This is a genomic window from Catenulispora pinisilvae, from assembly GCF_015356865.1.
Classification (GTDB): domain Bacteria; phylum Actinomycetota; class Actinomycetes; order Streptomycetales; family Catenulisporaceae; genus Catenulispora; species Catenulispora pinisilvae.
In genome coordinates this window covers 55,939-67,611 of the sequence record NZ_JAAFZA010000028.1, presented here as the reverse complement: position 1 = coordinate 67,611, position 11,673 = coordinate 55,939, and the positions used below count along the sequence as shown (strand labels likewise).

The 11,673-nt window shown below is 69.7% G+C and carries 12 protein-coding genes and 1 pseudogene; 10 read left to right on the top strand and 3 right to left on the bottom strand.

Annotated elements, in window-relative coordinates; translation table 11 throughout:
• From IZR01_RS10730 to IZR01_RS10720, 3 genes are all read right to left on the bottom strand, one after another.
• A partial coding sequence (locus IZR01_RS10730) for a TrbL/VirB6 family protein (protein ID WP_194923723.1) occupies positions 1 to 1,978 on the bottom strand: 1,978 nt, incomplete at its 3' end.
• A 1-nt stretch (position 1,979) separates the two neighbouring features.
• Entirely contained in the window at positions 1,980 to 2,303 is a 324-nt protein-coding gene (locus IZR01_RS10725; protein ID WP_194892108.1) for a pilin, read from the bottom strand.
• 419 nt (positions 2,304 to 2,722) lie between these two features.
• The gene (locus IZR01_RS10720; protein ID WP_194892107.1) at positions 2,723 to 3,535 is read right to left on the bottom strand and encodes a hypothetical protein; all 813 of its coding nucleotides are present in this window, start codon (positions 3,533 to 3,535) and stop codon (positions 2,723 to 2,725) included.
• Positions 3,536 to 4,214: 679 nt separating this feature from the next.
• Here IZR01_RS10720 and IZR01_RS10715 point away from each other — a divergent pair.
• From IZR01_RS10715 to IZR01_RS54155, 10 genes and pseudogenes are all read left to right on the top strand, one after another.
• Positions 4,215 to 5,162 (top strand): hypothetical protein, encoded by a 948-nt coding sequence (locus IZR01_RS10715; protein WP_194923722.1) that lies wholly within the window; start codon positions 4,215 to 4,217, stop codon positions 5,160 to 5,162.
• Positions 5,155 to 6,135 (top strand): TRM11 family SAM-dependent methyltransferase, encoded by a 981-nt coding sequence (locus IZR01_RS10710; protein WP_194892105.1) that lies wholly within the window; start codon positions 5,155 to 5,157, stop codon positions 6,133 to 6,135. The genes IZR01_RS10715 and IZR01_RS10710 overlap by 8 nt, the downstream gene beginning before the upstream one ends.
• A gap of 403 nt (positions 6,136 to 6,538) precedes the next feature.
• Positions 6,539 to 7,288, top strand: a complete 750-nt coding sequence (locus IZR01_RS10700) for a hypothetical protein (RefSeq protein ID WP_194892103.1) — start codon at positions 6,539 to 6,541, stop codon at positions 7,286 to 7,288.
• Positions 7,289 to 7,816: 528 nt separating this feature from the next.
• Positions 7,817 to 8,176, top strand: coding sequence for a hypothetical protein (locus IZR01_RS10695; protein ID WP_194892102.1), 360 nt, complete (start codon positions 7,817 to 7,819; stop codon positions 8,174 to 8,176).
• Between the two features lie 335 nt (positions 8,177 to 8,511).
• Positions 8,512 to 8,745 carry a hypothetical protein gene (locus IZR01_RS10690; RefSeq protein WP_194892101.1) on the top strand — a complete coding sequence of 78 codons (234 nt, stop codon included), beginning with the start codon at positions 8,512 to 8,514 and terminating at the stop codon, positions 8,743 to 8,745.
• A gap of 51 nt (positions 8,746 to 8,796) precedes the next feature.
• Complete coding sequence (locus tag IZR01_RS10685) at positions 8,797 to 9,249, top strand: XF1762 family protein (protein WP_228553955.1); 453 nt, start codon at positions 8,797 to 8,799, stop codon at positions 9,247 to 9,249.
• Between the two features lie 89 nt (positions 9,250 to 9,338).
• Positions 9,339 to 9,647, top strand: coding sequence for a hypothetical protein (locus IZR01_RS10680; protein WP_194892100.1), 309 nt, complete (start codon positions 9,339 to 9,341; stop codon positions 9,645 to 9,647).
• Between the two features lie 280 nt (positions 9,648 to 9,927).
• Positions 9,928 to 10,161, top strand: coding sequence for a hypothetical protein (locus IZR01_RS10675; RefSeq protein ID WP_194892099.1), 234 nt, complete (start codon positions 9,928 to 9,930; stop codon positions 10,159 to 10,161).
• 28 nt (positions 10,162 to 10,189) lie between these two features.
• Entirely contained in the window at positions 10,190 to 11,119 is a 930-nt protein-coding gene (locus tag IZR01_RS10670; RefSeq protein WP_194892098.1) for an adenine nucleotide alpha hydrolase family protein, read from the top strand.
• Positions 11,059 to 11,634, top strand: a pseudogene (locus IZR01_RS54155) (DNA cytosine methyltransferase); the annotation flags it as partial. The gene IZR01_RS10670 and the pseudogene IZR01_RS54155, both read left to right, overlap by 61 nt.
• Positions 11,635 to 11,673 lie beyond the last annotated feature (39 nt).

The window sequence follows — 11,673 nt, the reverse complement described above, 5'->3', positions numbered from 1 at the left end:
CAGCAGAGGCGGCCGGCGGGGGCTTGGGGGCGCGTTGCGGTGTCGCGGGCTTGCGGGCGGGCGGCACGGCGGTCGCGGCAGGTCGGGGCATACGGGCTTGCACGGCCGGGCCCGGTGCCAGGCTCGCCGCGCCGGCGGTCGGGGCGCGGCGGGCGGTGCTGGCCGTGACGGCGGCGGCAGCGCCTGCGGTCGTGGGCGCTGGGGGTCGCGTCGGCCGCGCCGGTGGTTTTGGCGCGGGGCTCGAGTGGGGAGCTGGTGCGGCGGCTGGGGTGATCTGTCCGCGACGGTCGAACAGCGCGGGCTGGCGAACTCCGCTGCGCGGCGCAGGGGGTGGGGTGAAGGCGGTGATGGTCGAGGGCGATCCGGGGCGCGGGGTGCGTTCTACGGGCGGGAACAGGCCCGGCTGCACGACGCGCGGTTTGGGTTTGCTGGCGGTGTCCGCCTGGCGTGCCGCAAGCCGGTGCTGCAGCCCTGCTGGTAGCGCGGCTACCGATCCCGGTCCGGCAGTCACGGCCGGAACCGCGCGGGTGGCCAGGACCTCGCCTGCGATGACGCGGGGCCGGTTCGAGCCAGCACGGTTCACCCGAGTGACGGTGACTCGTGGACCGGTACCGCCGCCGGAGCCCACGGGCCCGCCACGCGGACCCGTGCCGCCGGACCCGGTCGATCCCGGGCCGCCTGGGCCGAGGGCACGCTGCCCGCTCGGCGGTGTCGGTCCGCTGCTGCGCCCCGATGACGGCTTGGTGCCCTGCGCGCTGCGCCGCCCTCGAAGGCCCATCGCCCCCATGAGCTTGTAGGTGGCGATGCCCTTGGCCATCCCCAGCAGTTGGGAGCGGCCGAACACGCTGCGCCCGACCCAGAACGGGATCTTGATGAGGATGTAGAACAGGGTGATGAACACCAGCAGGTCGGTCAGCCCCCCGCCGGTGGGGAACCCCAGCGCGGTCTGACCGCCAGGGTCCAAGAACACCCGCAGCGCGGTGATCAAAGTCAGGGACTGGGCCACCTGCACCGCCAAGGTGCCGATGACCGCCCGCCACCACAGCCGCGCCAGCGGGTCAGTCTGCGGCAGCGCGTGGCAGGCCAAAGCTGCGGGCGCGGCAGCAGCCAACAGCACCATGAGCGCGACCCGCACCATGTAAGTCACCAGCAGCACCACGGCCATGACGGCGGCGACCAGACCGAGGATCGCCAGGAAGATCCCGCCGGAACCCAGGATCTTCCCGGTGATCATGTGGGCTAGGGCGGTGCCGGCGGCCTTCGGGTCCAGGCCCTGTCCCATCACCCCGGCAGCCAGGGCATCGGCGAGGTGGATGATCAGGCCGAGCACCGCCAGGGACGCGTTGCCGGCGAGGAATCCGGCGGCCAGGCGCGGTGCGATGTCCTTCATCGCATAGCGGGTCTGCAGCGTCTCGTGAGTCATCACGATCACGCCGCCGGCCAGAACGAACAGGACGTAGAAGCTGTTCGCCAGCACCGCCATCGTGGTCCAGATCTCCCCGACCCGCGGCATCGTGGTGACGTCCGGGGTGGACAGCACAGTCGACCCGAGCAGGCTCAAAACCGGGTTGAGTGCGTCGCTGACGAGGCCGGCGAACCAGTCGTTGATCGCCTTCTCGATCTGGCCGGGGATGTCCCAAAAACTCGGGTCGCTATTCCCGCCGGAGCTGGTTCCGCCGGTGGCACCGGGTGCCGGAGCTGTGTCGGTCGCGGTCGGCGCGCCGGGTCCCAGGCCGACACCGGGACCGGACGGCGAGGGGCTCGGCGCGGGCGCCGGATCGGCAGCGGGCAGGACGGCGGCCACCGGCGCCGCCGCCTTCGGGACGCTCGCGGCAGTGGCAGCCGGGACGGCGATCATGAGCGCGGCGAAAGCGGCGAGGATCGCGGCGATCAGACGGGCAACGGGCCGGGCCGAAGCCCGGACCCGGCCGCCGGCATCCCCGGCGCGCGGGGGTGCGGGCTTCGGCTCGGTGGTCATCTCAGCCGCCGACCAAGCCCTTGAGGACGGCCACCACGACCGGCGCCAAGACCGCAAGGCAGTAGCCCATCCCGGCGGACTTGAAGCAGGTCTTGGCCTTCTCCACCTCCGCCGGGTCGCCAGCGGCCAGGACGTAGCGGACGCCGCCGATCGTGAGCATCAGCGTCGCCAAAACCGCGAGAATGCCGATCAACCAATTGGTGACGTTGGAGATGACGGTGGGAATGTCGGCGGCGGCCAGGATCTGACCGGATCCGTCAGTCGTGGCAGCCAGCACGGGACCGGTCGCAGCGACAGCGAACAGCGCCGTACCCACAGCTGTCACAGCGACCCGGACGCGAGCGCGGCGACCGCTGCCGAACTTGAATATCCGCGCCTTCGGTGTCGACCGGCGCGCAGGATAAAGCTTGAGGTGCATGGGATGGTTCCTTCGGTGCTGTGCAAAGCAAGGGGGGATTGCGGCGGACTGCCGCGAAAAGGGCGATGGGCCTGTCAGGCGCGAGCGACGGCGAAATGAGCGCCGCGGGGGCCTGGCGGTGAGGGGCGTCCCGGGTGTGCCGCGCGCACGACACCTGCCTCCTCAACAGGGGGTGTCGTTGGCGAGCATCAGCAGTGGAGGGTCAGCACCACGCGGTGGTGCGGCATCCCGGGGAGACCGCGGCCGAGAAACGAACCCGGCACTCTAATAGTCGAAAAACAGGCCCGTTTTTCCGGCCGAAGCCGGAACTATTTTCTAAGCCGGGATCAGATCCAGCCCTTCGTCAGGGCCTCCACCAGACGCGCCTCGGCGGCGGTGCGGCGGTCGTGCAGAGTCGACTTCGCCAGCCCCAGCTCGGCGGCGACATCCTCCAGGCCGCGCTCCTCCAGGCGGGTACGGCCGATGTACTCCGCCTCCTCGCCGGTGATGACCCCGGCGCGCACCGCGCGGGCCAGAACCAGGTCGGGATGGCCCACCGGGTAGGTGGGTGCGACGGGCACCGATTCCTCGGCCGCCACCGCCAGCTCGCCGGCATCCCGATAGCGCGCACGGCGGGCGATGTTGAACGCCTTGGTAGCCAGCGCCCCGGCGATGTTCGCGATCCCGGGGTCGTCCAGATCGATCGTCCGTAGCGCCGTCAAGAAGCCCTCGATCATCTCGGCCTCGATGTCGCCGAAGCCGCGGCTCTCATCCGGAAAGCAGCGGCCCAGCATCAGGCCGCTCCGGTACAGGGCCGGGAAAGCCAGCCCGGCCGCGACGACTGTCCAGCCGGGATCGCCGGTGCGCACCTGGCGCACCAGCGCGGCCCAGACCGCATTGGTGAGGGCGACGTCGGTCGTCTCATCCCACAGCAGTTCCGCCAGGGAGTTCACATCCAAGGTCTTGCCGACATCAGCCACGGACAGGTGCGCCGACGCCGGCTGCTCCCGCAGCGCATTGAAGGTGTCCATCAAAGTTGCGAGCGGCCTGAATTCCTTGTACTCAGCGTCTGCCACCGAGTCGCCGGTTTCCGAATTCAGCGTTGCTTCGTCTTCTTCGGATTCCCAAGCCTGGGCGTTGTCGTAAAGGTCGACGGTCATTTCGGTGCTCCCGTTGTCGCGAGGCGGCTTTGAACGGGTTCATCGAATGCCAACCGATACGCAAAAAGGGCGCACGAAATACGCACGCCCCACCGATCGGCACCTCGACTGGCTGGATCCAGGCGTGCGTCCGGCGTGCGTATTTCGTGCGTAAAACCCCTCCGAGGTGCACCGTAGGCACAGCGCACACGGCGGCCGAGACCGCCCGCAACCCCCAGAAAAGATCTTGGAACTGGTTGGTCGGCGTCCCTTGCCCGCCGCAGGCCTGCCGAACTCGGCACCGTCCCGGATGCCGGAGGAGGCACGCGTTTCCGGCCGTGCGTCCCCCGTGCGCCCCGCGTGCGTCCTTCGTGCGTATTTGCCGTCTGAACTGGCCTGATGTTCTGGCATGGGATGGCGCTGGGTACTGGATTCACCTGGCCCGTTCGCCCCGGAGCCTTGGCGCCCGAATCGGAATCACCGGCACAGAAGGTAGGCCCTGCGAGTCAGCAGTCGATGCCCCCGGTCCGCAGCCACGGCTCATGCCCTCAACCGCGCGGCCCCACCCTGCAGCGCGGCCTGCGGCCAAAGGGCTCCACCATGTGGCAGCAGCTCGAGAGGTTCCTAGACAGCTGTAGAAAAGCCGGGCCTTCTCGCCGTAGAAGGTGGCAGTGGCTGTGATGCCGGTCACAGTATTGTCGTGGGGCCGGAAAATCAGGGGCTTTTTTCGACTATTAGAGTAGGTCAGCGCAACGCGGAGCCGCACGACGCCGACAACGTCATGACAAAGCAGCCGCACAACGCACAGAACATTCCCAGCGGAATTCCCCAGGGAACCGCCACCGATTCCGACACCGGCCGCACCCCGGCGCCGCGAAAGCAGCGCATCCGCGGATGCGGAGTGCCGGCAACCGTGTGGTTCACCCCCCACCCCGACAGCACCAACCACGACGTTCGGAAGGAGAACACCAAGAGCGCCGGGCCCGAGAACCAGGCCGCATCCCAGCGCGAGTTTCGGCCGTGGGCGGTGACCGAAATGGTCCGCCAATTCACCGCCACCGACGGGCACTACGCCATCATCCGTGCGTGCCTGCAGGATGCCGGACGCCTCCCCGGCGGAGCTATCACCCGGCGCCGCCGGACAGCCGCCGAAGGCGACTTGTCCGGCGACACCGAGACGACCATCCGGGCTGGTTACGACCTCGTTGTCGTGGTGGAATCCGACGACGATTTCCCGCACCGCGAACAGGACTCGCACGATGAGTTCGGCGCCTTCGAGGACCGCGAGCCGCAGGACTGGCGCGCCCCACATCCGCACCCGCTGACGGTGCTCATCAAGGGCGCCAGGCGGATGCTCGGCGACGGCGGAATCCTGGCCATCCAGATACCCCGGCCCGCCCCCGGCGCCGGGTTCAGCGACGGCACCGGCGAGGTCGTCACGAACGCCCGCCGGGCCGGCTTCGCCTACCTGCAGCACATCGCCCTGGTCGACTCCTTCATCGACCACGACGGCCTCACCCCGCTCGTTCCGCAGGCCGATCTGGACGCCTTTTGGGCCGCCCGCTCGCAGGGCCTCACCGTCCACGCCCGAGCCCACTCCGACCTCCTCATCTTCCGCAAGCCCGGAAAGGCCAACGCCCTTGCCTGAAACCCCGACCGCCCCGCCCCGCACGCCGACCCGGAACCCGGCCGCGATACCCACCTCGGTGTGGGTCACCGCCCAGCGCAACTCCCGCGCCCAACGCGCCGGACGCTACGTCCCGGAGTCGGTGGCGCACCCGGCCAGGATGCTCCCGGACATCGCCGCACACGCCATCACCAGCTACACCGAACCCGGGGATCTGGTCGCCGACCCGATGTGCGGAATCGGCACCACACTCGTGGAAGCGATGCACCTGGGGCGGCGCGCACTCGGCGTGGAATACGAGGCCCGATGGGTCAAATTCGCCAAGGCCAACATCGCCCTGGCCGCCTCTCAAGGTGCTACCGGAACTGAGGCCCGCGTGATCCGGGCCGACGCCAGAAAGCTCGCCACGGTGGTGCCGCCGGAGCTGCTGGGCAGCGCCGCCTTGGTCATCACCTCCCCGCCGTACGGGGCGGCGGTACACGGACAGATCAAGGCCACCGCGCTGACCGGCGAGTCCGGGGTACAGAAGAGCGACTACCGGTACTCCACCGACCGCGCCAACCTCGCGCACGTGGGCCGCGAGCAGCTCATCGCCGGCTTCGCCGAGATCCTGGCCGGCTGCCGGAAACTGCTGCGCCCCGGCGGCATGGTGGCGGTCACCGCCCGGCCCTGGCGGGAGCACGGAGAGCTGATCGACCTGCCCTCCGAAGTGATCGCCGCCGGGGTCGCGGCGGGCCTGGAGCCGACCGAGCGGTGCCTGGCCCTGATCGCCGGCGTCCGCGACCGGCAACTGATCACCAGGCCCTCGTTCTTCCAACTGGCGAACATCCGGCAGGCACGGGCAGCCGGAGTCCCAATGCACCTCATCGTGGCCGAGGACGTGCTGCTGTTCCGGGCTGGCCGCGGCGCTCCGCGACAGTCCCAGACGACCACCGAATCCCTCACCGCCGAGCCGGAACCGACGGCCCAGGAACACGATGCGGCGATGGTGTGACACCACCGGAGCAGCAAACCTGCCAAGGCCGTCCGCCGCTGTGCAAACACTGCCACGCCCCACTCGTGATCGACCCGGCCGGGCCGTGGTGCCGCCGCTGCCGCACCGCCGCGATGGGTACACGCCGATACCCCGTCTGCCCGATGCCGGCGGTCGCAACCGGAGCAGGCGTCCGCACCGCTGGACTGCGGCTGTGCCACGCCCACGCCCGGCGACTGGCCAACGGCACCGGACCCCACACCGTCATCCGCGACCCGAGCCCCGATCCGCACAGCCCATGACCGACCGCACGCCCCATCCCACACGAGCCGAAAGCCCTCGCACCGCCAGCTCCAAACACACGCCCCCCACACCCAGCAAGCGCCCAGTCCCGCTGTCCACCACAGTCCGCAAGGAGACCTTCTTGATCCGCCGTACCGCCCTGGCCAAGGCAGGCGCTGCCCTCGCCACCGCCGCAGCGCTGAGCGCCACGCTGTCCGCCTGCGGCAGCGACCACCGCAGCCCTACTGGGAGACCGGCCGCCACCAAAGCCCCGGTAGCCGCACCGTCGACGGCCGCTACCTCGGTGTTGACCGGTCCGGCCCTGCGAGCGGTGCTGCCGACGACCGCGGACCTGGCCACCGGGATCACCATTTCCGGCGTCTACGACACCGGCACCTACGTCATCTCCGGGGCTGACCTCGCGGCGCCGTCGCTGCCGAGCGCCGACTGCACCGCGGCCCCCGCGATCGACGCCGATGTCCTCACCGGCGACTACCGCGCCGCCTACGCCTCCGAGGAGCTGGATGTCGCCGGCACCAGCGTGCAGCTCGTCGTCGCCTCCACCCACCCCGGCGACGCCGCAAAGCAGCTGAACGAGATACGCGAATTCGCCAAGCGCTGCGCGTCGTTCGCGGCCCCGGATGCCACCGGAGCATCGGTCGGAGGCACGGTATCCCTGGACAGCTATGCCGGATTCGGCGACGAGGCGATCCGCATCCGCGTGGCTGCCGCGGGCCCGGACGCCGCGAAGTACTCCCAGCCCGAAGTCATTCTCGTCCGCGTCGGTTATGAGATCGCCGCCGTCTCCGACGCCGACCACACCCGCGACGAAGCCGACGCCGTCTCGGCCGCCAACCTCCTGACCGAGCGCCTGACCAACACGCACAAGTAGCCCGGCGCCCGCCTCACCCCTACACCCCGGACCGCGACGGTCCGAAGGGCACACCGAACGCGGTGAACAGCAACTCGCCACCACGAATCTCGTCCCACGCCCCGATCGCCAGGCCCCCGCGCTCCAGGAGAACCACTGAACCTCCGCACCGCCATCGCCCACACCGCCGCCTACCTCGCCACGGCCAGTATCATCACCGCCTGCCTAACTGCCTGCGGCAGCAGCCACCCGGACTCCCGATCGACCGCCGGAAACCCACCCGTTCTCGGTACGGCCCGCAGCCACGTACCGAATGCAACCGCCACCGGGTCCACGCTGAAGAACCTGCTTCTGCAACGCTCGGACCTGAGCTCCGCCATCGCTATCACCGACACCGCCGACAGCGGCCAGAACTGGACCAGCCCGAACGACCTGCCGACCCCGCTGATCACTGACGCCGACTGTGACGTCGTCCCGCAGATCACCGCTGATGAGGCCAGCGCCGACTACCGCGCCGCATACGCGAAAGAGACGCTGACCGAGCACGGCATGCCGATCGCGCAGATCGTCCTGGCCGCCACCAACCCCGGCGATGCCGGCCGCCAGATCGCCGAGATCCACGCGCTCGCAGACCGATGCCAGAGCTTCTCCGCCGCGAACGCCGACGGCGCGAGCGTGGCCGGCACCGTCACCGCCACGGCAATCCACGGACTCGGCGACCAGGCCCTCGACGTCCGCGTCACCGCGACCGGACCGGATGCGGCAACCTACCAGCAGCCCGAACTGATCCTCGTACGCGTCGGCGACAAGCTCGCCGCCATCAGCGACGACTACCCGGACGCCGACAACAGCTCCGCGCTCAAGGCCGCGCAGCTGCTCACCGCCCGCCTCACCGGCCAACCGGTATAGGGGCTGCTGGCCCGACCGGACCGCCGCGCCGCCCGCAGTCCGGCTGGGCCCCGCCCCTTCCATTCGCACCGACCTCCCGTCTAGGAGTTGCCATCCCCACCCCGCTCGCTACCTGTCCCGCCATCACCCGCGCCCTGGCCGCCACCGCCGTCCTGACCCTCGCCTGGGGCATCGTCTCCGGGATCACCCAGTACCACTTCGCATACGCCTGCCTGGCCGTCGGTCTCGTCCTGGCCCGCACACTGACCCGCACCCCAGCGCCGCGCACCGCACTGCTCCCGGCCATCGCCGCCGTCCTGGCCTTCACCGTCGGCTTCATCGGCGACTACGTAGCCGTGGCCGTAGCGCTCTGGCTGCACTACGACATCCCCGCCGGTGTCATCGTCGACCACGGCGGCGAGCTGTTCCGAAATGTCGCGGGCGGCCACTCGATCATGGACTGGGTGTTCTTCATGCTCGCCGCTATCGCCGCCGCCGGACTGACCGCCGGCCGCCAACTGAACAACAATCACGCACGCGCAGGATCCCGTATCGAGGCCAGCCCGGCACACCACGACACCGCCTCTTGATCCGCCCCGCCGCCTCGGCAACAAGGGACCGACCGGTTCAGGATCCAGCCGGTGAGCCTGAAACAGGCACGCGCCTTCGTCGCCGCGCATCACCGCCACCACCAACCTCCCTGCGGGCACAAGTTCTCCATCGGCCTAGCCGCTCCCGGCGGCGAACTCGTCGCGGTCGCCATCATCGGCCGGCCGGTCGCCCGACACCTGGACGACGGCTACACCCTCGAAGTGACACGTCTGGCCACGCTCTCAGTTCCTGGTAGCTGCTCACGGCTGTACTCCGCAGCCTGGCGCGCGGCCCGCGCGATCGGCTACCGCCGCATGATCACCTACACGCAGGGCACCGAGACCGGCGCGAGCTTGAAAGCCTCCGGCTGGCATCCAGTCCGCCACCTGCCGCCGCGCCCCGGCTGGAGCTCCCAGACCCGGCCACGCCGCAACCTCGGCACCGACAACATCGCCCGAACCCTGTGGCAAGCCGGAGCCCCGCCGACGACCAACAACGACTGACGGGCCTGCCCGGCATCAGAGCCGTTACCCATCGCTCCGGAGCCAATCCGCCACCGCCCGGCCCGCACCCTTGATGCACCAGGAGAGTCATGACCCTCGATAACCAGACCTACATCGACACGCTCGCCGCCACCCACGGCCTGGCCGCCAAGCCCGGCGACGCCAACCACGCCGATCTCATCGAACGCGCGGTGCGCGCCGAACTGGCCGACATCAAGACACGCACCCAGAACCTGCTCAACTGGAGCGCCGCCGTCATCGCCAGCCACCAGGCCGAGACCACCGGGCCCGGACAGGGTCCGGTCACCAGCACCGATCCTGCACGGCCCGGCTGCCGCTGCGCGCTGCGCCACACCGATCGCCGACCCGGCTGCCGCTGCAAGACGCGCCACCACTGAACACCCGGCCCCCGGCACGATCACCGACTCACCGCGTGGGCTCACACCACCGACTGCCCATATCCATGCGGCAGATAGACCGCTGCATGAAGCCGCGCCGTCGCTACGAGACGCACTGAGCAGCCGAAGAAGCGTGCGGCATCGACGGCATTCCCCGCACCTCGTGACGGGCTGAGGAACAACTCAGCCCTGGGCACGGCGAACCTGCAGCCGCCACGTGCCACGCGCCACGCGCCCACCGGCGCGAACCACACCCACCTGCACACCCGCTTGGAGAACCATGACCGCCGACATCGCCGAATACACCGACCAGCTGCTGGCGATCCACGGTGCCGACGCGGACGACCAGCCGCTGGGCGATGAGATCAGCGAACTCGCCCACCACGCCTACCGCCTCGGCGTCCCCAACCACTTCCTCGACCTGTTCCTCTGGACGCAGAACCTGCACTGGACCGTCGGCTGCAGCAGTCCTGAAGAGATCTGCGGGTGCTTCCGCTCCACCACCACCTCATGACCAACGCCTCGACTCCTTAAGGACGCCTATGACACCAACCATCACCGCGCTCAGCCTGGGCGCCGGGGTCCAAAGCTCCGCTCTGCTGCTGATGTCCGCGCACGGCCTGCTCCCCAAGCTCGACTACGCCGCCTTCGCCGACACCGGCTGGGAACGCCCGGAGACCTACGCCGCCCTGGACCGCCTGGAGAACGAAGTCGCCCGCCCCGCCGGCATCGAAGTCGTCCGGCTGCGCGCCGGGGACATCCGTCGCGACGCCCTCGACCCCAACAGCCGCTTCTCCACCATGCCGATGTTCATCCGCAACCCCAACGGATCCAAGGGCATGCTGCGCAGGCAGTGCACATCTACATACAAGATCAAGATATTGCTTGCCGAGGCGCGCCGCCGTCTGGGAGCAGAGGTCTTCGAGGACGGGCGCGTCGGCCGCGTCAAACGCGGCCAACACCTGTCGATGTGGGTCGGAATCAGCTCAGATGAATTCCACCGGGCCAAGGACTCCGGTGTGAAATACGCGGTCAACGAGTTTCCGCTGCTGCAACTCGGCCTCACCCGCGCCGATACCCAGGCATACCTCGACGCCCACGGCTTCGCTGCCGTGTCCAAAAGCGCCTGTATCGGTTGCCCGTACACGTCCAATGCCGGCTGGAGGAACCTGAGGGACAACCACCCGCAGCAGTGGGACGAGGCCGTGGAGTTCGACCGCGCCATCCGCGCCGGCAACGCCCGCGCCAACGCCAACGGCCGACCCCTGCTGGGCGAGGCGTTCTTGCACCCTTCGCTGTTGCCGCTGGACTCCGCGCCGATCGACGCCCCGCCCAAGCGTCAGCACCTGCGCCTGGTCGGCACCGACGAGGCCGACAACTGGGAGAACGGCGACCCCGACGGCTGCTCCCCATGGGCCTGCCGCTCCGGCCGCCCCGAACAGCCGCCGGAGTTCTCGGAGGTGGCTGCTTGAGCCCGGCGCGCGCGAGCAGCGCGCCGCGACTCGGAAGCCTGTGTACCGGGTACGGCGGCCTCGACCTCGCCGCCCGGAAGGTGTTCGGCGCCAAGCCTGCCTGGTTCGCCGACAACGACCCCGACGCAATCCGGGTCCTCAAACACCACCACCGCCGGGTGCCGAACCTCGGAGACATCACTGCCCTGGACTTCGCCGACCGCAACGCGGTGCAGGGCGTCGACATCCTCACGGCCGGATGGCCGTGCCAAGACATATCCATCGCCGGACGCGGCGAGGGCTTGAAGAAGGGAAATAGGAGTGGCCTCTGGTTCACCGTCGCAGCCGCCGTTCGCGATCTACGACCCCATCTCGTGCTCCTGGAAAACGTTGCTCAGCTCCGCGGACGCGGCCTCGACCGCGTCCAAGCCGACCTGGCCGGCAGCGGGTACCACACGGAATGGCTCAGCCTACGAGCAGCCGAAGTTGGCGCCCCGCACCGACGAGCCCGCATGTTCATCCTCGCCTGGCAACCCGGCGAAGACGCGACCCGGCTCCTCGAAACTGCTGCCCAC